Genomic DNA, 20,246 nt, shown 5'->3' on the forward strand with positions numbered 1-20,246 from the left:
AAGCGCAGCGCCACCGGGCAATCATACCTCTTAAAACATCACCTGACCGCCGGTCACGTTGATGGACTGCCCGGTGCAGTAAGACGCTTTTGGACTGGCGTAAAACAGCAGCATATTCAGTACGTCCTGATAATCGCAGCCGCGCTTGAGTGGCACTTTATCAATGTAGTACTGCTCCACTTCGTCCGGCTTGAGGCCAAGTTTAGTGGCATATTGCGGTAATAATGACTGGAACATTGGGGATTTCAGCAGATTACCCAGCATCAGCGAATGTACGGTAATGCCGTATTCCGCCAGGTCCAGCGCCAGCGATTGCGTTAAGCCTACGCCGCCAAATTTCGCCGCGCTATAACCCGAGTTGTGCTTGCTACCCACTTTTCCCGATTTGGAGTTGATCTGGATAATGCGGCCCTGGACGCCATCACGGATCATCAGGCGCGAGAATTCACGTGCACAGAGGAAATAGCCGACCAGATTCACCTGCAGTGAACGGTCGAAATCCCCCAACTGAAAGTCGCTGATAAACGCGGCTTTAGCGATACCCGCGCTGTAAACCAGCAGGTCAACGCGACCGAATATTTCATCGACTCCGCGCGACAGCGCCAGCACGCTCTGCTCGCTGGTGGCATCGGCACCAAAACCGTAAGCGGTGCCTTCGCCGAATTCGGCGTTAATTTCCTGTGCCACATTCGCCGCTTTATCGCTTTGAATATCGACGACCGCAACGCGGTAACCTTCTGTTGCAAGCCCACGGCAAAGGAATGCCCCCAGGGTCTGGCCTCCACCAATGACAACGGCAACTTGATTCATTTTTCTCTCCTTTACTCTTAAGCGACAAACTTCAAAATACAGCCCGGAACGATATCGTCCGGTACGGGCCCCGCTATGTGCACGGTGCCGGGAAATTCCGCTTCGCTTAGTCCGTCGAAGCGCAGGGTGATATGCCCGAGTTCACGTAAGTTTTGTTCTGCCACGCTGCCGACAGCTGTAACCGGGTAGTGATGCTGGCCCAGTTCGAAACGGATACCGGCTTGCAGAGAACCGTTCAGCACGCCATGGCAATGAATGAAGCAAAACTCTTCGATATCCGCAGGGGCGCCTTCACGAAAGGTAATCAGCATCTGGTCGCACAGCGCATCCGCTGCGCTTTGGCCGATACGGGTGATGGTGGTCTGATAAATCACGGTCATTTCTGAGTGCCTCTTATTGGTAGATAAAGCCGGAAACAAACCAGGCGATGAGAACGGTAGGCGCACCGGTGAGGAAGCGGCTTACCAGAACAGATGGCACACCGACGCGCACGGTGTCCTGACGAGCCTCGGCCAGCGACAGGCCAACCGGGATAAAATCGCATGCGGCCTGGGCGTTAATGGCAAACAGAGCGGGTAGTGCCAGATGTGGCGGGATATTCCCCAGACCAATTTGCACGCCGATCAGTACCCCGATAACCTGGGCAATCACTGCACCAGGGCCGAGGAAAGGCGACAGCAATGGGAATGAGCAAATTAGCGCCAGGGTCACCAGCCCCAGAGGGTGGCTGGCCAACGGCGCAAGACCATGGGCTATCCAGTCACCTAAACCGGAAGCCATGATGATGCCAATCAGTGCCGAGACGAACGCCATAAACGGCAGAATGGTTTTCAGCACGGTATCAATCGTGTCGCGTCCAGACTGGAACAGCACCGCAACGGCGGAGCCCATGCCCATACCGACTTTTGCCAGCAGGCCATCGCTTTGTTCAGTGATTTTTTTGCTGGTGTCGTAATCGCGACCGATAGTGCTGCTTGCAGGCTGCGGCGTAGTGGATGCTTCACCGACAACGGTGATGTTTTCTTCTTTCACGCCAGAGACATAGATATCTTCAACAATGTATTGTGCCAGTGGGCCGGATTTCCCGGTCGCGTGAATATTTACCGTCGGTATACGACGTTTCGGATAGATCCCGCAGCGCAACGTACCGCCGCAGTCGATGATTGCTACACCGATTTCATTCTCTGGTGGTTCACCTTCTTTGAAGCCATCAACGGCCTGCCAGCCGGTCAAACTGGCCAGTTTGTCGACAATTGCAGGACGTGTCCCGGCCGTGATATAGACAATTTTCTTGCCCGGAACGGCATCCAGTTCAAGCGGACCACCCCAGCCGCCTGTGCCTTTTTCAATACGAATACGCGTCATGATGTTGCTCCCGCCAGATGCACTTTCTGCTCAAGTTGAATGCCCATTTTTTTCTCAAAGATGGCGGTGGTGAAATCGGTCACCCAGCCACGGAAGAAGTTGGTGACCAGACCGACCAGTAAATAGCTCACGGCGAGTGGGCCGAGCGGGAGGCCCAGCGTCGTCAAGCCGCTGGCGATCCCCAGATAGACAAACAGCTCTCCGGGGTTAATGTGTGGGAACAAGCCGTTCATTGAGTGGCAGCTATAGGACGCGGCTGCGTAATAGCTGGGCTTATATCGCTCTGGCATAAAACGGCCCAGGCTCAGCGTCATGGGGTTACAAAAAACGAATGTGCCGATGCACGGCAGCAGCAGATAGCGGGACAATGGGTTTCCGGCGCAGCGCTGGGCAAAACGTTCGATACGCTGCTGACCAATAAAGTTAATCAGCGCATTCATGATGACCAGCAGGCTAATCAGCAGTGGAAGAATACCGGTCACCATGCCGGTAAACACTTCTCCGCCTTTCTGGAACAGCCCGATAAACCACTCAGCACCGAGTGTGATGGTGTCGATCATTATTCTCTCCTGTAGGGATTTTAGTTACCTTGCCAAACGGTAATTAATTTTAATCAGATCGAAAGATTTAAAATTGTTATTTTGATCTCAAAATGAAAGAAAAATATTTTAATTTGAAAGTTATTGCGTGGGTGCTCGCAAATGTGCGGGTCAGAGATGAAAGGGGATGTAAATTCTGTGAAGGAGAGCGACTACCGCTTCCTTGTATGACGGGGGATGCTTTACCATACTTCCCCCAGGCTGAATTTGTTTAATGGATGTCTCATGTTCAAGCGTCGTTATGTAGCGTTACTCCCCCTTTTCGTACTGCTCGCTGCCTGTAGCAGCAAACCCAAACCTTCAGAGACTCAAACGACTACCGGTGCGCCATCCGGCGGCTTCCTGCTTGAGCCACAGCACAACGTCATGCAAACAAGCGGTGATTTCGCCAATAACCCGAATGCACAGCAGTTCATCGAGAAAATGGTGAACAAGCATGGTTTTGATCGTCAGCAATTGCAGGAAATCCTGTCGCAGGCTAAGCGCCTGGACTCAGTATTGCGTCTGATGGACCGCCAGGCGCCCACAACGCAGCCGCCAGCCGGACCTAATGGCGCATGGCTGCGCTATCGCAAGCAGTTCATCACCCCGGACAACGTGCAAAATGGTGTGGCGTTCTGGAACCAATATGAAGATGCGCTGAACCGTGCGTGGCAGGTATACGGAGTACCACCAGAAATTATCGTTGGCATTATCGGCGTTGAAACGCGCTGGGGCCGCGTGATGGGTAAAACGCGTATTCTGGATGCGCTGGCGACGCTGTCCTTCAACTATCCGCGCCGTGCGGAATACTTCTCTGGCGAGCTGGAAACCTTCCTGCTGATGGCGCGAGATGAAAGCGATGATCCGCTCGATCTAAAAGGTTCCTTTGCGGGTGCGATGGGTTACGGTCAGTTTATGCCATCCTCCTATAAACAATATGCCGTTGATTTCAATGGCGATGGGCACATTAACCTGTGGGACCCCGTCGATGCTATCGGCAGCGTGGCGAACTATTTCAAAGGGCACGGCTGGGTGAAAGGCGATACCGTGGCAGTACCTGCAAATGGTCAGGCGCCGGGTCTTGCGAACGGCTTTAAAACGCAATACAGCATTGCTCAGCTTGCCGCTGCAGGCCTGACACCGCAGCAGTCGTTGGGGAATCATCAGCAGGCCAGCCTGCTGCGTCTGGATGTTGGCACCGGCTACCAGTACTGGTATGGACTGCCGAACTTCTACACCATCACCCGCTATAACCACAGCACGCATTACGCGATGGCGGTTTGGCAGTTGGGGCAGGCGGTAGCGCTGGCTCGGGTGCAGTAATCGCTGGTTACCGGCCTACAGGAAGATTTCGCTTGTAGGCCGGATAAGATGCGCTGGCATCGCTATCCGGCAGGTCTTATTTATGCCACGGAGCAATTTTTGGAATCCCCCTCGTAAAACGTTCTCCTCATCCCCATCTTGGTTGTGAAAGTGCTATCTTGTCCGGCATATTTTTTTAACTGACAGAGGCTGAAATGACCGACAGTGAACTGATGCAGTTAAGTGAGCAGGTGGGGCTGGCGTTAAAAGTACGCGGAGCAACGGTGACAACAGCGGAATCCTGCACCGGCGGTTGGGTGGCAAAAGCCATTACCGATATTGCCGGTAGCTCAGCCTGGTTTGAGCGCGGGTTTGTCACTTACAGCAACCAAGCCAAAGCGCAGATGATTGGCGTACGTGAAGAAACGCTGACGCAGCATGGGGCGGTGAGTGAACCGGTGGTCGTTGAAATGGCGATTGGCGCGCTAAAAGCCGCCCGTGCAGACTTCGCCGTCTCGATTAGCGGTATCGCAGGACCCGATGGCGGTAGTGAAGACAAACCCGTGGGTACGGTATGGTTTGCCTTTGCCAGCGTCAGCGGTGAGGGGATTACCCGACGGGAATGCTTCAGCGGCGACCGTGAGTCGGTACGTCGCCAGGCGACCGCGTATGCGTTACAAACCCTGTGGCAACAATTTCTACAAAATACTTGATACTGTATGAGCATACAGTATAATTGCCTCAACAGAACATTATCTTTCACGTTTCGCGGTTTAATCCGAAAGCGGCATGACAGGAGTAATTAATGGCTATCGACGAAAACAAACAGAAAGCGTTGGCGGCAGCGCTGGGTCAGATCGAAAAGCAATTCGGTAAAGGCTCCATCATGCGCCTGGGTGAAGACCGTTCCATGGACGTGGAAACCATCTCTACCGGTTCGCTTTCTCTGGATATCGCATTGGGCGCGGGCGGTTTGCCGATGGGACGCATCGTCGAAATTTATGGGCCTGAATCCTCCGGTAAAACAACGCTGACGCTGCAAGTTATTGCTGCTGCACAGCGCGAAGGTAAAACCTGTGCATTCATCGATGCAGAACACGCGTTGGATCCTGTCTATGCGCGTAAGCTTGGCGTTGATATCGATAACCTGCTGTGTTCTCAGCCGGATACGGGTGAACAAGCTCTGGAAATCTGTGACGCGCTGGCGCGTTCTGGCGCAGTCGACGTTATCGTGGTTGACTCCGTTGCTGCACTGACGCCGAAGGCTGAAATCGAAGGCGAGATCGGTGACTCTCATATGGGCCTTGCGGCACGTATGATGAGCCAGGCAATGCGTAAGCTGGCGGGTAACCTGAAGCAGTCCAACACATTGCTGATTTTCATCAACCAGATCCGTATGAAAATTGGCGTTATGTTCGGTAACCCGGAAACGACTACCGGTGGTAACGCCCTGAAATTTTACGCCTCCGTCCGTCTGGATATCCGTCGTATTGGCGCGGTGAAAGAGGGCGATAACGTGGTTGGTAGCGAAACCCGCGTTAAGGTCGTAAAAAACAAAATTGCAGCACCGTTTAAACAGGCTGAATTCCAGATTCTTTACGGCGAAGGTATTAACTTCTACGGCGAACTGGTTGACCTGGGCGTGAAAGAGAAGCTGATTGAAAAAGCGGGCGCATGGTATAGCTACAACGGTGACAAAATTGGTCAGGGTAAAGCGAATGCGACCAACTGGCTGAAAGAAAACCCGGCTGCCGCAAAAGAAATTGAGAAAAAATTACGCGAGCTACTGCTCAATAACCAGGATTCAACGCCAGATTTCTCCGTTGATGACAGTGGTCAAGACGTAGCAGAAACCAACGAAGATTTCTGATAGTCTGACGTAATCGCATATAAAAGGGCTGCATATCATGCAGCCCTTTTCCATTTCTGAAGGCTCAATATGACAGATTCAACTTCCCGCCGCTCTGCTTACTCCCGATTACTTGACCGCGCAGTGCGAATACTTGCGATGCGCGACCACAGTGAGCAGGAACTGCGGCGTAAACTGGCTGCTCCGGTGATGGGGAAAAATGGACCAGAAGAAATTGATGCCACGCCGGAGGATTACGACAAGGTTGTCGCCTGGTGTATTGAAAGCCGTTATCTTGATGATGACCGATTTGTTCAGCAATTCATCACCAGCCGTAGCCGTAAAGGTTATGGGCCAGCGCGTGTGCGCCAGGAATTAGGTCAGAAAGGGATCGCCCGTGAGGCCATTGAGCGGGCAATGCGGGAATGTGAAATTGACTGGGCGCTGCTTGCGCGTGAGCAGGCAATCAGAAAATATGGCGAACCCTTACCTGTCGATTTTTCAGAAAAGGTTAAGGTTCAGCGTTTTTTGCTCTATCGCGGCTATCTGATGGAAGATATTCAGGCAATATGGCGAAATTTTGACGATTGAGCGCATACGGGATTTTACTTCCCAGTAAAGAAAACTTATCTTATTCCCACTTTTCGATTGCCAGAGGCGCAGTTTGCATGCCGATGCTGGTAATGACATTTCGTTAGCTTGATTTCTTCAGGATAATTATGAGCAAGAGCACCGCTGAGATCCGTCAGGCGTTTCTCGATTTTTTCCATAGTAAAGGACATCAGGTAGTTGCCAGCAGCTCCCTGGTACCCAACAATGACCCTACTTTGTTGTTTACCAACGCCGGGATGAACCAGTTCAAGGATGTATTCCTTGGCCTCGACAAGCGTAATTATTCCCGCGCAACCACTTCGCAGCGTTGCGTACGCGCGGGCGGTAAGCACAACGATCTGGAAAACGTCGGTTACACTGCACGTCACCACACCTTCTTCGAAATGCTGGGCAACTTCAGCTTCGGCGACTACTTCAAACACGATGCTATTCAATACGCATGGGAACTGCTGACCGGTGAAAACTGGTTTGCTCTGCCAAAAGAGCGTCTGTGGGTCACCGTCTACGAAACTGACGATGAAGCCTATGAAATCTGGGAAAAAGAAGTCGGTATTCCGCGCGAACGTATCATCCGTATTGGAGATAACAAAGGCGCTGCGTATGCATCCGACAACTTCTGGCAGATGGGTGATACCGGTCCTTGCGGTCCGTGCACCGAGATTTTCTACGATCACGGTGATCACATTTGGGGTGGCCCTCCGGGAAGCGCAGAAGAAGATGGCGATCGCTACATTGAGATCTGGAACATCGTCTTCATGCAGTTCAACCGTCAAGCCGACGGCACCATGGAACCGCTGCCGAAGCCGTCCGTGGACACCGGTATGGGTCTGGAGCGTATTGCGGCCGTGCTGCAACACGTTAACTCCAACTACGAAATTGACCTGTTCCGCTCACTGATCGAAGCCGTAGCGAAAGTGACCGGTGCGACCGATCTGAGCAATAAATCACTGCGCGTTATCGCCGACCATATTCGTTCCTGCGCATTCCTGATTGCCGATGGCGTTGTCCCGTCGAATGAAAACCGTGGCTATGTGCTGCGCCGTATCATTCGTCGCGCGGTACGTCATGGCAACATGCTGGGCGCGAAAGATACCTTCTTCTACAAGCTGGTTGGTCCGCTGGTGGACGTCATGGGCTCAGCAGGTGAAGAACTGAAGCGTCAGCAGGCTATGGTTGAGCAGGTTCTGAAAACCGAAGAAGAGCAGTTTGCGCGTACGCTGGAACGTGGTCTGGCACTGCTGGATGAAGAACTGGCGAAACTGTCTGGCGATACGCTGGACGGCGAAACCGCATTCCGCCTGTATGACACTTACGGTTTCCCGGTTGACCTGACGGCAGACGTTTGCCGCGAGCGCAACATTAAGGTTGATGAAGCTGGCTTTGAGGCCGCAATGGAAGAACAGCGCCGTCGTGCGCGTGAAGCCAGCGGTTTTGGCGCAGACTACAATGCGATGATTCGTGTTGATGGTGCCTCTGAATTTAAAGGCTATGAGAACCTGGAACTGAACGGCAAAGTGACCGCGCTGTTTGTTGATGGTAAAGCGGTAGATGCCATTAACGCCGGTCAGGACGCTGTCGTTGTTCTGGACCAGACGCCGTTCTATGCAGAATCCGGTGGCCAGGTTGGCGATAAAGGTGAACTGAAAGGCGCCGGTTTTGCCTTTGCCGTGAACGACACGCAAAAATATGGCCAGGCAATTGGTCATATTGGCAAGCTGTCTGCGGGTTCTCTGAAAGTGGGCGATGCGGTGCAGGCTGATGTGGATGAAGCGCGTCGTGCGCGGATCCGTCTCAATCACTCCGCAACGCACCTGATGCACGCGGCGTTGCGTCAGGTTCTGGGCACGCATGTGGCGCAGAAAGGTTCACTGGTAAACGATAAAGTGCTGCGCTTCGATTTCTCGCATACCGAAGCGATGAAGCCTGCTGAAATTCGTGCTGTTGAAGATCTGGTGAATGCGCAAATTCGTCGCAACCTACCGATTGAAACGAACATCATGGATCTCGAGGCAGCGAAAGCCAAAGGTGCAATGGCGCTGTTTGGTGAGAAATACGATGACCACGTGCGTGTTCTGAGCATGGGTGATTTCTCTACCGAACTGTGTGGTGGTACTCATGCCAGCCGTACGGGCGATATCGGTCTGTTCCGTATTGTCTCCGAGTCTGGTACCGCTGCGGGCGTTCGTCGTATCGAAGCCGTGACCGGTGAAGGTGCTCTGAATACCGTGCATGCTGAGAGCGATCGCTTAAGCGATATTGCGCAGCTGCTGAAAGGCGATAGCCAGAATATCGGTGATAAAGTTCGTTCCGTACTGGAACGTACGCGTCAGCTCGAAAAAGAATTGCAGCAATTGAAGGAACAGGCCGCAGCGCAGGAAAGTGCGAACCTTTCCAGCAAAGCAGTTGATATCAACGGCGTGAAGCTGTTGGTCAGCGAGCTTGCGGACGTTGAACCGAAAATGCTGCGTACCATGGTTGATGATCTGAAAAATCAGCTGGGTTCTACTGTTGTTGTACTGGCAACAGTTGCTGAAGGTAAGGTTTCTCTGATTGCGGGCGTGTCTAAGGATGTGACAGACCGCGTGAAAGCAGGGGAACTGATTGGGATGGTCGCTCAGCAGGTAGGCGGCAAGGGTGGTGGTCGTCCGGACATGGCGCAAGCCGGTGGTACGGATGCTGCGGCTCTGCCGGCAGCGTTAGCCAGTGTGAAAGGCTGGGTTAGCGCAAAACTGTAAAAATTATAAGCGTAAGTCGACGCTGCGGACTTCAATCCGCAGCGTTTGCCTCAACGCTATCGACAACGATAAAGTCAGGTTGAAGTTGTGTATATCGGCTAAACTTAGGTTTAACAGAATGTGATGCCGTGACTGCTTACACTTAGGTGTTTGTCATCGCTTACTTTTTGGCGTTATATGATGGATAATGCCGGGATACAGAGAGACCCGACTCTTTTAATCTTTCAAGGAGCAAAGAATGCTGATTCTGACTCGTCGAGTTGGTGAGACCCTCATGATAGGCGATGAGGTCACCGTGACAGTTTTAGGGGTGAAGGGCAACCAGGTGCGCATTGGCGTCAACGCCCCGAAAGAAGTTTCTGTCCATCGTGAAGAGATCTACCAGCGTATCCAGGCTGAAAAATCCCAGCAGTCCAGTTACTAAGGTTTTCGCGTCTCACCTGTCTGGTGAGGCGCAACCTGATCAAGCATTCTCTTTTCTTACTTTTTACCGCCTCATTGCGCTCTTATCTCTTTCTATACCGCTCTGACTTCTCTCTGATTCTTGTCATTCCACGTCGTTTTCTCTGCAGTGATGCTGTTATGGTCTTCCCCGATGATTTTTCTGTTCGTACATCGTCTGCGTATAACGCCGATTTATCTGTTGATAAAACACTCTTTTTGCCGTTTTTGCAGACTAATTGCGCGTGAAATGTGCAAACGATAAAAGCTCTGGAAAAATTGTTTGACTTATAAGTCCCAGAAAGTAATATGTGCGCCACGCAGCGACGATGAGCAGAAACAAGTTCTTCGAAGCACTCGTAAGAGGCGTGTTGGTGAGGTGGCCGAGAGGCTGAAGGCGCTCCCCTGCTAAGGGAGTATGCGGTCAAAAGCTGCATCCGGGGTTCGAATCCCCGCCTCACCGCCATTTGCATCCGTAGCTCAGCTGGATAGAGTACTCGGCTACGAACCGAGCGGTCGGAGGTTCGAATCCTCCCGGATGCACCATATTACTTGATAGCGCTTTAGCAGCGACATCAAATCTGCAGTAAAGTAAGTTTCCCTGATGCATCCGTAGCTCAGCTGGATAGAGTACTCGGCTACGAACCGAGCGGTCGGAGGTTCGAATCCTCCCGGATGCACCATCTTCTCCGAGATAACAGCAAAACTGTTGTTTCATGGTATGCGAGATAATCGCGAGTACCAGGGAGGATAACGTTGCTTCAGCAACGGCCCACAGGGCGAGGCGCAGCAGTACTCGGCTACGAACCGAGCGGTCGGAGGTTCGAATCCTCCCGGATGCACCATCTTATCTGCAATAGTGCATTAGCGTTATTACAGAAAATCGATATTGCTTTTTCAGCGACATCACATCTGCAGTAAAGTACGTTTCACCGATGCATCCGTAGCTCAGCTGGATAGAGTACTCGGCTACGAACCGAGCGGTCGGAGGTTCGAATCCTCCCGGATGCACCATCTTATCTGCAATAGTGCATTAGCGTTATTACAGAAAATCGATATTGCTTTTTCAGCGACATCCTTGTTTTCTCCAATCTGGTTTCACCGATGCATCCGTAGCTCAGCTGGATAGAGTACTCGGCTACGAACCGAGCGGTCGGAGGTTCGAATCCTCCCGGATGCACCATCTTCTCCGAGATAACAGCTAACGTGTTGTTTCATGGTCTGCGAGATAATCGCCAGCACCAGGGAGGATAACGTTGCTTCAGCAACGGCCCGTAGGGCGAGGCGTGACCGAGTCATCCTCCCGGATGCACCATCTTCTCCTGAATTGTTTTCTTACCTCCCCCTGAATTATTTCCTTGTCTTCCCTGAACAATCCTCAATTCGCTGTCAGCGACAAAATCAATCAATTACGATAAAATAACGTCTGGTTAATCGGCTTGTGAGAAGACGATGTACGAACGTTATGCAGGTTTAATTTTTGATATGGATGGTACCATCCTGGATACCGAACCTACGCACCGTAAAGCGTGGCATGAGGTATTAGGACGCTATGGGCTACGTTTTGATGAGCAGGCTATGGTCGCTCTCAACGGTTCCCCAACGTGGCGTATTGCCCAATCGGTGATTGAACTGAACCATGCCGATCTTGACCCCCATGCACTGGCGCGTGAAAAAACCGATAAGGTTAAAAGCATGCTGCTGGATAGCGTCCAGCCTTTACCGTTGGTCGATGTTGTGAAAGCCTGGTATGGTCGCCGTCCTATGTCAGTAGGCACAGGGAGCGAAAGTGCCATTGCAGAAGCTCTGCTTACTCACCTTGGATTGCGTCGTTATTTTGATGCCGTGGTGGCGGCCGATCACGTACAGCGCCATAAACCGGCTCCTGATACCTTCTTGTTATGTGCTGAGCGTATGGGCGTCGTTCCGGCTCGCTGCGTTGTGTTTGAAGATGCCGATTTTGGGTTACAGGCAGCGCGTGCGGCAGGAATGGATGCCGTGGATGTTCGGTTACTGTGAGTGATGGACTGTCGCTCCTCTCACTGTTTGCCAGCAGCTTTCTCAGCGCCACGCTATTACCTGGAAATTCTGAAGTTGTTTTAGTTGCCTTACTGGTTTCTGGAGCAAGTCATCCCTGGGTCTTAGTTTTAACAGCAACAATGGGTAATAGCCTTGGAGGGTTAACTAACGTTATCCTTGGGCGTTTCTTTCCGTTGCGTAAAACATCGCGCTGGCAAGAGAAAGCCACTGGCTGGCTGAGGCGCTATGGCGCTGTCACACTATTATTAAGCTGGATGCCGGTTGTGGGTGATTTACTGTGCTTGTTAGCGGGATGGATGCGCATCTCGTGGGGCCCAGTTCTCTTTTTCTTATGCCTTGGCAAAGCGCTGCGCTATGTTGTGGTCGCGGCGGTTACGACGCAAGGCATTATGTGGTGGCACTAATTGTGTTGTGGAATAACCTTCAGGGTGACCAATACCATTATGCTAATTAAAACGATTTTGACAGGCGGGAGGTCAATTTGATCCCGGACGTATCACAGGCGCTGGCCTGGCTGGAAAAACATCCTCATGCGTTAGAGGGGATTCAACGCGGGCTCGAGCGCGAAACGCTGCGTGTTAATGCTGATGGTTCATTGGCAACGACAGGCCATCCTGAAGTGTTAGGCTCAGCGCTAACGCATAAATGGATAACCACTGACTTTGCCGAAACGCTGCTGGAGTTTATTACTCCACCGGGCGATGATATTCACAAAATGCTCACGTTCATGCGCGATCTGCATCGCTATACCGCCAGGAATCTTGGCGATGAGCGTATGTGGCCGCTGAGCATGCCTTGCTATATTGCCGAAGGTCAGGATATCGAGCTGGCGCAGTACGGCACGTCGAATATCGGTCGTCTGAAAACCCTTTACCGTGAAGGCCTCAAAAACCGTTACGGCGCGTTGATGCAGACTATCTCCGGCGTACACTACAACTTCTCGCTGCCGATGGCTTTCTGGCAGGCGAAATGTGGCGTAACAGATGGCGATGAAGACGCTAAAGAAAAAGTGTCAGCAGGGTATTTCCGTCTGATCCGCAACTACTACCGTTTCGGTTGGGTGATCCCGTATCTGTTTGGCGCCTCACCCGCAATTTGTTCCTCCTTCCTGCAAGGAAAGCCGACAACGCTGCCGTTTGAAAAAACCGATTGTGGTATGTATTACCTGCCTTATGCCACGTCGCTGCGTCTGAGTGACCTGGGTTATACCAATAAGTCGCAAAGCAATCTCGGAATTACGTTTAACGATTTGCATGAGTATGTGGCAGGATTGAAGCGCGCGATTAAAACGCCTTCAGAAGAATACGCGGCGATCGGTCTGGAGAAAGACGGTAAGCGCCTGCAAATCAACAGCAACGTTTTGCAGATCGAAAATGAACTGTATGCGCCAATTCGTCCGAAACGCGTGACTCGCAGCGGTGAAACGCCGTCTGATGCGCTTCTACGCGGCGGTATTGAGTACATCGAAGTGCGTTCACTCGACATCAACCCATTCTCGCCAATCGGCGTAGATGAACAGCAGGTGCGCTTCCTCGATTTGTTCATGGTTTGGTGCGTTCTGGCTGATGCGCCGGAAATGAGTAGCGACGAGCTGCTGTGTACGCGTACTAACTGGAATCGCGTTATTCTGGAAGGGCGCAAGCCAGGTCTGACGTTAGGTATTGGTTGTGAAACGGCTCAGTTCCCGCTGCCTAAAGTGGGTAAAGATCTGTTCCGTGATCTGAAACGTGTGGCACAAACGCTGGACAGCATTCACGGGGGAGAGGAATATCAAAAAGTCTGCGACGAACTGGTTGCCTGCTTTGATAATCCTGAGCTGACATTCTCAGCGCGGATCCTGCGGTCTATGATTGATACAGGTATTGGCGGCACGGGTAAAGCGTTGGGTGAAGCGTACCGTAACCTGTTGCGCGAAGAGCCGTTGGAACTGCTGCAGGAAGAAGAATTTATTGCTGAAAGTGCGGCTTCCAAGCGCCGTCAGCAGGAGATTGAAGCGGCAGATACTGAGCCGTTTGGTGTGTGGCTGGAAAAGCACGCCTGATACAAAAGAAAAAGGCCACTCGGGAGTGGCCAAAATTTCATCTCTGAAAACAGGGATGATGATAACAAATGCGCGTCTTTCATATACTCAGACTCGCCCCGGAACAAAGAGTTCAGAATATTTTTAAAAAATTTATCGGAGGTGGCTAAATGCCGTTGTTAGATAGTTTTACTGTCGATCACACCCGGATGGAAGCTCCTGCAGTCCGGGTTGCAAAAACGATGAACACCCCGCATGGCGACGCTATCACCGTGTTTGATCTGCGTTTCTGCATTCCGAACAAAGAAGTGATGCCTGAGAAAGGTATTCATACGCTGGAACACCTGTTTGCTGGTTTTATGCGTAATCACCTGAATGGTAACGGCGTTGAGATTATCGATATTTCGCCAATGGGTTGTCGTACCGGTTTCTACATGAGCCTGATTGGAACGCCGGACGAACAACGCGTAGCTGATGCCTGGAAAGCGGCAATGGCAGATGTGTTGAAAGTACAGGATCAGAATCAGATCCCGGAACTGAACGTCTACCAGTGCGGTACGTATCAGATGCACTCGCTCAGTGAAGCGCAGGACATTGCCCGTCATATTCTGGAACGTGATGTCCGCGTGAACAGCAATGAAGAGCTGGCGCTACCGAAAGAGAAATTGCAGGAACTGCATATTTAGTCTGATTTATTACGCTTTCCTGTTATTAGAAAAACCCCGGTCTGCAACCGGGGTTTTTTATTTATCACTTTTTCGTGCCATAAAATTCCCAAATAACATTCGTTTGGTGAATGTTATTTGGGTTAATCACTAACAATTTCGCAACGAATAAAACGTGAGCGAAGAAACAAAAATAAGCGGCAATAAACAAACCTACCTCGCTGCGATCACATAAAGAAAAAACATAAACAGTTGACAGAAAAACATAATGGAGATTAGCTCAGATAAGATGTTTTAAAAATACCCTACGACAGAGAGCGGTTACATTTTTGTATTGGCAAAGGAGTTTGTATGTCTACAGGGGACACGATATCTATCAGGGAAAAGGTGGGGTATAGCCTAGGTGATGCGGCCAGCCAAATCGTTTTTGACTCTTCAGTGGCAATTCTTGCGTATTTTTATACAGATATTTATGGTTTACCGCCTGCGGTAATGGGGACGATGTTTTTACTGGTCCGCCTGTTGGATGCGATTACCAATCCTATTATGGGGCGATTGCTGATGCAACCTCCACGCGCCGGGGACAGTTTCGCCCATGGCTACTGGCGATTTGCGTGCCCTTTGCCGTCAGCTGCGTTCTGGTTTATTCGACCTCTGATTTTTCCGACAGCGGAAAAGTGGCTTATGCGGTGGCGGCATATATCTTCATGACCCTGATGTATACAGCCATTAATATTCCTTACTGCTCACTGGGCGCCGCGCTGACGTCTGACCCGCGTGAAAACCTGTCCTTGCAGTCATAGCGTTTTGCGATTACGCCAATCGGTGGTGCGCTGGGAACAGCGCTCATTTTACCGCTGGCAGATTATCTCTATCCTAGTGACAGAGCGACGGGGATTCAGGTTTCAATGGCTATCTTTGGCGTCATTGGTTGCCTGATGTTTATCGTCTGCTTTTTTACCACCACAGAACGTGTGCAGCCGATCAAAGAAGAAAACCTCAATATTACCCGTGATGTGAAAATCTTATTCAAGAATGAACAGTGGCGTATTTTATCTGTTTATAACTTTATGATGCTGGTTGCGGTGGTGCTGCGCGGTGGGGCGGTCGTTTACTACGTTAACACAGTGCTGAACAAAGGCGCTGACGTTATTACCCTCTTTATGCTGGGCAGCATGTTTGCCTCCATGCTGGGGTCGATACTTGCTAAACCCTTTGGTACCCGGTTCTGTAAAATAAAACTCTCTTTTTGGGTTAACTTACTCACGGCCTTATTTGGTGTACTGTGCTTCTTTGTGCCGGTTCAGTATTGGATCATTGTGCTTGCTGTTCATATTATTATCTCCATTATTCAGGGCGGTAATGGGGCGCTGCAGTGGTCGATGATTACCGATGTGAATAATTATGGCGAATGGAAAACCCACCGTCGAATTACCGGGATGAACGTCGAGGAAAATATATTTGTCATCAAGCTAGGTGTTGCCGTAGGTGGGGCTATTCTGGGGTGGGTGCTGGCCGTATTTGATTATGCCTCAGGTAGTGCCATGCAGTCAGCGTCTGCCGCACAGGGCGTTACGTTGTTTTTCACCATTATTCCTGCAATATTCTATATCCTCACGACATTCTCTATTAAGTTCTATGGATTAACGGAAGCAAGAATGAATGGTATTGTTACCGACCGTTAAAAACGGTAAGTTTGCGCATTCCTGATAATAACCAAAATTATAGTTGTAGCAGGAGGATGAGATGTTTACGACATCTTATCTGGTATACATCAAACTTTAGGGGTGAATAATGAAAGCGAAATATTTAGCGCTGATGATCGGTGCTTGCTTATCTCAAAAACTGTGGGCTGAAAATAATAGTACGATTGAGCAACGTCTTGCTGAACTGGAGCAGCGTGTTATTCGCGCAGAACAGCGGGCAACCGATGTTGAGTCGCAGGTTCAGTCATTGAAACAACAGCAGGTCGTGACGGCCCCAACGGTAAAAGTTGAATAGGTAGAACCCGTTGCGCCAGAGGCTAACCCACCGAAACTGACGTTATCCGGATTCAGCGATATTAAATTTTACGGTGATGTGGAATTTAATATGGATGCTGCCAGTCGTTCCGGTAGCCTGACCTCAATGCGCACCTCCGCCAACAAAGACTGGGCACCGGGAACCAATGAGCTCTGGGATATCAACGGACGTCTGCTGCTGGGATTTGATGGCAACCAGCGTCTGACATCGTGGGATGACAGCGGAGATAGCGGTCATCCGCACAGTTGGTTACTGGAAGCGGGCGAGTATCGTTTGTTCGCCGGTAACGGCGTGCGTGACCTCCTGCCGGTTTGCTTTGCGGGGCGTGAAGAACTCATCGTGCCATCCGTCCAGGTGTTCTCTCGCCATGAACAGGCGCTGGAGCTCAGCGTGGCGTTTTCCCGCCTGCGGCCTGGTCGTCATCAGAAGGGGGGCAGGCTAGAAGAGTGGGATGACGCGCCGCGCAGCATTGTTTCCTTGCGCGAGCGTATCTTATCGCGTTTGCCGCCAGCGCAACCGTTAACCGGCAACCAAGGCATCCATTTAAGCGATGTTGTGCAATCATTGTTGTCAGGAGACCTTTCTGGCCCAGCTTTCCGTGGCAGAAATGGCCTGCCTGGTGGGCGGAGAGGGTATGTGTAGCCTCAAAGTGAAGCCCGGCGTGGCATCTGCATTTGGCGGAGTGACCGATAGTCTGCGAGAAAAAGGGATACCCGCGGCGTCTACGGCGGATGGGCCATCGGGTAACCTGGGCTAAATTCCACGCAGATGCCACGCTAGTTGATAGGGGAGCCATCAAGTTAGCTTCGGTATCACGGCTGCGCTACAGCGGGGACATGGCGATTAGCCTTGAGAAGGACGCGACCTACGATCTGCTGCTCAGTACGTCATCGTCTGGGCTGGCGTTAGCCCAGACTGGATGCAACTTATTGCTCAATGGTAGCGTGGTCGCCACGATTCAGACCCACGGGGCGCTGGGGAAGCCGATTACGCAGAAGCTATGCCGTATCGATATCACGGCGGGTAACTACCTGTTGCAGTTTGAGGCGACCAAACCGGACATGGCTATCGACTGGCTAGAGTTCAGACAGGTAACGGATTAACAATCTGGTTTGTAATAAAAAAGGGATCCGCGAGGCTGTAATTAAAATTGTATAATTGCCTGTTTTTGATATGTTCACTCCAACAACGGAGACAGGCAAAATATGGACGAAAAGAAACTTAAAGCGCTCGCTGCTGAACTGGCTAAAGGTCTTAAAACCGAAGCCGACCTCAATGCATTTTCCCGGATGCTGACGAAATTAACCGTCGAAACGGCGCTTAATGCGGAGCTGACTGACCATCTCGGGCATGAAAAAAACGCCTCTAAAAAAGGCGAATACCCGCAATGGCTACTCGTTAAAAACGCTGCTGTGCGATGACGGCGAGATTGAGCTGAACACGCCGCACGATCGTGAAAACACCTTCGAACCCCAGCTGATTAAGAAGAACCAGACGCGTATCACACAGATGGGCAGCCAGATTTTATCCCTGTACACCAAAGGCACGACCACACGTGAAATCGTCGCGACATTCAAAGAGATGTACGACACCGACGTGTCACCCACACTGATATCTAAAGTCACCGACGCCGTCAAAGAGCAGGTCACTGAGTGACAAAACCGACAACTTGATGCTCTGTATCCCATTGTTTATATGGACTGTATTGTCGTTAAAGCCCGTCAGAATGGCGGCGTAATCAGCAAAGCCGTCTTCCTGGCGCTGGGTATCAACACCGAAGGCCAGAAAGAATTACTGGGTATGTGGCTGGCCGAAAATGAAGGCGCAAAGTTCTGGCTGAGCGTGCTGACAGGCTCAAAAATCTTGAGGCAGTTAAATCTATTTCTACAGCCTCTCCTTCACCACCCTCGGGAAGGACCTTTCCCTTCAGGTTGGTAACTTCACCAGTTGTTCCATACTTTCAAGATCGCGCATCAGTTCCGGTATACGCCTCGGTGAAGCGCCCGACAACACCATAAGCATTCTAATTATCATTCTGCATGATTCTGAAAAGCTCAGCTGATCTGGCTAGTATCCTTTCAGCTGCCCCGCCATTTTAATTATCTGATATCTCACCAGATTATAAGCCAGTAATACTCCCCCACAGTCCCTGCTCCACAAGCTCTGGTATTTTACTTCTCAGAGTCAGCCCGCTCAGTTGCATCGTCTGTATTATCTCTCAGTAACCCAGTTCGATCTCCCAGCGATGGCTGTACAGGTCCGCTATTTCCCCTCCGGGTCCGTCAGAGTGCCGGGTTCCCGCCATGCGTCTGGCGGGAGTACCTACTTTTTGCATTCATATTATTTATATATTTTATTTTTTATTTGTTTTTTATTTATATTATTCCTATTGATTATTTGATTTATTTGGTGATTATGTTTTCTTTTGTTATTTATTATTATTTCTTTTGTGTTTGTATTTTTGTTTTTTTGCCAGGCATGTGCTTGTTTTTGATTTTTTGTAATGATAGATTTCTTGAGTCTTTATAGATGGCGGATTTTACTTTTATTCAATATGATCAGGGATGTTAATATATGGAACGCGTGAATATTTTGAGGGTTGTCATTTGTGTGTGTTTTCTAATGTCAGGTTGTGCAAAAAAAAACATTCCTGATGTTGTAAAAAACCCACCTCAAGGACAGGTGAGTTGTTATCAAAGTATAACCACATTGAAAGTGTTAGATAAAAAATCTTTTGATGTGTATAAAAAACAGTTTGATAAAATTAATGAATTATATGTTGTTTACAATAAACAAAAGTCGCAGTTGGATAGTGAATCTGCGGAAATTATTAAACTCGAAGTTAATAATAAGTTAATGGTAGTTTGCTCTCGCGTGCGCAATGCTGTATTTAACGTAATGAACCAACAAGCGAGTGAATTGGACAAACTATGAGAAAAATATCGCTGATTGCAGCTTCATGTTTCCTCATGTTACTGCCTGATACTGTTTTTTCAGAAGATTTCCTTTCCAAAGAAAACTCTATGCTTTTAGAGCGGTTATCTGAGGATAAGGTTATCAGTAATAGTGGTATTCCCAATAACGTAGTTATTGCAGAACCGACTACACAGATACGCTCGAACGACCTGCAGGGTAAAATTACAGCTCTGGAGAGAGCTAATCGTCTCCGAGAGGCGCAGTATCGTATAGCCCTCGAAAAAAATAAGGAGTTAAATAAGGAGTTAAAGAGGAAACTTGAAGCATCCTTTGCTGAAGGTATCAATTCACAAGACAAAAAAACAACCAATAAATCCATTGCTGTTAATGTTTACAGTGAGTTAACTAACCAATCAATGGTATTGAATAAAAAGATTGCTGGTCTTGAAAAAAAACTAGCGGATGTAACTAACCAGAAAGAGAAACTAGAGCAACAGACTGCAAAGTTGACTGTTTTAGAAAAAGAGAAGTATGATTTATCAAAACAATTAGCGATATTAGCGGCGAGTTCAAAAGAGGCACCTAAACAAAAAAATCTTTTGGAACAGCAGACCCAAAAGCTTAGCTATTTGGAAACTGAAAAAGCGAAGCTTTTAAAACAGAAAGTAAGTTCGGAGCAAAAAATAGCTCAATTGGCATTGCTAGAAAAAGACAAAATTGCACTAGAGAAAGATAAAGCTGATCTGGTTAAGCAGATAGCGGAGATGAACAAATCCGGCAGCGCTGATGCGTTGAAACAGAAAGCAGCGCTGGAGAAACAGACGGCTCAACTGGCGGCACTGGAGAAAGACAAAACTACGCTGGCGAAGCAGATAGCGGATCTGAATA

18 protein-coding genes, 5 tRNA genes and 4 pseudogenes are annotated in these 20,246 nt (G+C 50.0%); 22 read left to right on the forward strand and 5 right to left on the reverse strand.

Going from position 1 to position 20,246, the window contains the following annotated elements; all coding sequences use genetic code 11:
* Nucleotides 1-30: 30 nt before the first annotated feature.
* The 4 genes from srlD to srlA are packed head-to-tail and all read right to left on the reverse strand — an operon-like array spanning nt 31 to nt 2,735.
* Nucleotides 31-810 carry a sorbitol-6-phosphate dehydrogenase gene (gene srlD, locus FDX19_RS11430; protein ID WP_003037345.1) on the reverse strand — a complete coding sequence of 260 codons (780 nt, stop codon included), beginning with the start codon at nt 808-810 and terminating at the stop codon, nt 31-33.
* Nucleotides 811-827: 17 nt separating this feature from the next.
* Nucleotides 828-1,190: a PTS glucitol/sorbitol transporter subunit IIA gene (gene srlB, locus FDX19_RS11435; protein WP_137382786.1), complete on the reverse strand. Its 363-nt coding sequence runs from the start codon at nt 1,188-1,190 to the stop codon at nt 828-830.
* Nucleotides 1,191-1,203: 13 nt separating this feature from the next.
* Nucleotides 1,204-2,175 (reverse strand): PTS glucitol/sorbitol transporter subunit IIB, encoded by a 972-nt coding sequence (gene srlE, locus FDX19_RS11440; RefSeq protein WP_137382787.1) that lies wholly within the window; start codon nt 2,173-2,175, stop codon nt 1,204-1,206.
* Nucleotides 2,172-2,735 (reverse strand): PTS glucitol/sorbitol transporter subunit IIC, encoded by a 564-nt coding sequence (srlA, locus tag FDX19_RS11445; RefSeq protein WP_048213017.1) that lies wholly within the window; start codon nt 2,733-2,735, stop codon nt 2,172-2,174. The genes srlE and srlA overlap by 4 nt, the downstream gene beginning before the upstream one ends.
* 264 nt (nt 2,736-2,999) lie before the next feature.
* Here srlA and mltB point away from each other — a divergent pair, with 264 nt between their 5' ends.
* The 20 genes and pseudogenes from mltB to FDX19_RS11545 all read left to right on the forward strand — a co-directional run.
* Nucleotides 3,000-4,079: a lytic murein transglycosylase B gene (mltB, locus tag FDX19_RS11450; protein ID WP_170974369.1), complete on the forward strand. Its 1,080-nt coding sequence runs from the start codon at nt 3,000-3,002 to the stop codon at nt 4,077-4,079.
* 194 nt (nt 4,080-4,273) lie between these two features.
* Entirely contained in the window at nt 4,274-4,771 is a 498-nt protein-coding gene (gene pncC, locus FDX19_RS11455) for a nicotinamide-nucleotide amidase (protein WP_137382789.1), read from the forward strand.
* A 92-nt stretch (nt 4,772-4,863) separates the two neighbouring features.
* Complete coding sequence (gene recA, locus FDX19_RS11460; protein WP_137382790.1) at nt 4,864-5,928, forward strand: recombinase RecA; 1,065 nt, start codon at nt 4,864-4,866, stop codon at nt 5,926-5,928.
* 69 nt (nt 5,929-5,997) lie between these two features.
* Complete coding sequence (gene recX, locus FDX19_RS11465; protein ID WP_137382791.1) at nt 5,998-6,498, forward strand: recombination regulator RecX; 501 nt, start codon at nt 5,998-6,000, stop codon at nt 6,496-6,498.
* Between the two features lie 128 nt (nt 6,499-6,626).
* Nucleotides 6,627-9,254, forward strand: coding sequence for an alanine--tRNA ligase (alaS, locus tag FDX19_RS11470; protein ID WP_137382792.1), 2,628 nt, complete (start codon nt 6,627-6,629; stop codon nt 9,252-9,254).
* 238 nt (nt 9,255-9,492) lie between these two features.
* The gene (gene csrA, locus FDX19_RS11475; RefSeq protein ID WP_000906486.1) at nt 9,493-9,678 is read left to right on the forward strand and encodes a carbon storage regulator CsrA; all 186 of its coding nucleotides are present in this window, start codon (nt 9,493-9,495) and stop codon (nt 9,676-9,678) included.
* 390 nt (nt 9,679-10,068) lie between these two features.
* Nucleotides 10,069-10,161, forward strand: a tRNA-Ser gene (locus FDX19_RS11480).
* Nucleotides 10,162-10,164: 3 nt separating this feature from the next.
* A tRNA-Arg gene (locus tag FDX19_RS11485) sits at nt 10,165-10,241 on the forward strand.
* A gap of 60 nt (nt 10,242-10,301) precedes the next feature.
* Nucleotides 10,302-10,378, forward strand: a tRNA-Arg gene (locus FDX19_RS11490).
* Between the two features lie 254 nt (nt 10,379-10,632).
* A tRNA-Arg gene (locus FDX19_RS11500) sits at nt 10,633-10,709 on the forward strand.
* 92 nt (nt 10,710-10,801) lie between these two features.
* Nucleotides 10,802-10,878, forward strand: a tRNA-Arg gene (locus tag FDX19_RS11505).
* 269 nt (nt 10,879-11,147) lie between these two features.
* Entirely contained in the window at nt 11,148-11,714 is a 567-nt protein-coding gene (yqaB, locus tag FDX19_RS11510; RefSeq protein WP_040232255.1) for a fructose-1-phosphate/6-phosphogluconate phosphatase, read from the forward strand.
* Entirely contained in the window at nt 11,711-12,139 is a 429-nt protein-coding gene (locus tag FDX19_RS11515; protein WP_042313100.1) for a YqaA family protein, read from the forward strand. Before yqaB ends, FDX19_RS11515 begins: the two co-directional genes overlap by 4 nt.
* 77 nt (nt 12,140-12,216) lie before the next feature.
* Nucleotides 12,217-13,776: a glutamate--cysteine ligase gene (gene gshA, locus FDX19_RS11520; RefSeq protein ID WP_137382793.1), complete on the forward strand. Its 1,560-nt coding sequence runs from the start codon at nt 12,217-12,219 to the stop codon at nt 13,774-13,776.
* Nucleotides 13,777-13,925: 149 nt separating this feature from the next.
* Nucleotides 13,926-14,441, forward strand: a complete 516-nt coding sequence (luxS, locus tag FDX19_RS11525; RefSeq protein WP_003037312.1) for an S-ribosylhomocysteine lyase — start codon at nt 13,926-13,928, stop codon at nt 14,439-14,441.
* Between the two features lie 330 nt (nt 14,442-14,771).
* Nucleotides 14,772-16,130: pseudogene (locus tag FDX19_RS11530) on the forward strand (glycoside-pentoside-hexuronide (GPH):cation symporter).
* Nucleotides 16,131-16,214: 84 nt separating this feature from the next.
* A pseudogene (locus FDX19_RS11535) lies at nt 16,215-16,673 on the forward strand (carbohydrate porin); the annotation flags it as partial.
* Nucleotides 16,674-17,076: 403 nt separating this feature from the next.
* Nucleotides 17,077-17,199 (forward strand): hypothetical protein, encoded by a 123-nt coding sequence (locus tag FDX19_RS25605; RefSeq protein ID WP_256376106.1) that lies wholly within the window; start codon nt 17,077-17,079, stop codon nt 17,197-17,199.
* On the forward strand, nt 17,174-17,545 hold the full coding sequence (locus tag FDX19_RS11540; protein ID WP_137382794.1) for a hypothetical protein: 372 nt from the start codon (nt 17,174-17,176) through the stop codon (nt 17,543-17,545). The genes FDX19_RS25605 and FDX19_RS11540 overlap by 26 nt, the downstream gene beginning before the upstream one ends.
* Before the next feature lie 102 nt (nt 17,546-17,647).
* Nucleotides 17,648-18,293 (forward strand): annotated as a pseudogene (locus FDX19_RS11545) (IS256 family transposase); the annotation flags it as partial.
* Between the two features lie 78 nt (nt 18,294-18,371).
* Here the strand turns inward: FDX19_RS11545 and FDX19_RS11550 are convergent.
* Nucleotides 18,372-18,720 (reverse strand): annotated as a pseudogene (locus FDX19_RS11550) (transposase); the annotation flags it as partial.
* Between the two features lie 296 nt (nt 18,721-19,016).
* On the opposite strand from FDX19_RS11550, the gene FDX19_RS11555 reads away from it, so the two are divergent.
* Nucleotides 19,017-19,376 carry a hypothetical protein gene (locus FDX19_RS11555; protein ID WP_137382795.1) on the forward strand — a complete coding sequence of 120 codons (360 nt, stop codon included), beginning with the start codon at nt 19,017-19,019 and terminating at the stop codon, nt 19,374-19,376.
* A partial coding sequence (locus FDX19_RS11560; protein WP_137382796.1) for a hypothetical protein occupies nt 19,373-20,246 on the forward strand: 874 nt, incomplete at its 3' end. The genes FDX19_RS11555 and FDX19_RS11560, both read left to right, overlap by 4 nt.

Origin of the sequence: Citrobacter sp. wls619 (genome assembly GCF_005281345.1) — a bacterium.
Taxonomy (GTDB): domain Bacteria; phylum Pseudomonadota; class Gammaproteobacteria; order Enterobacterales; family Enterobacteriaceae; genus Citrobacter.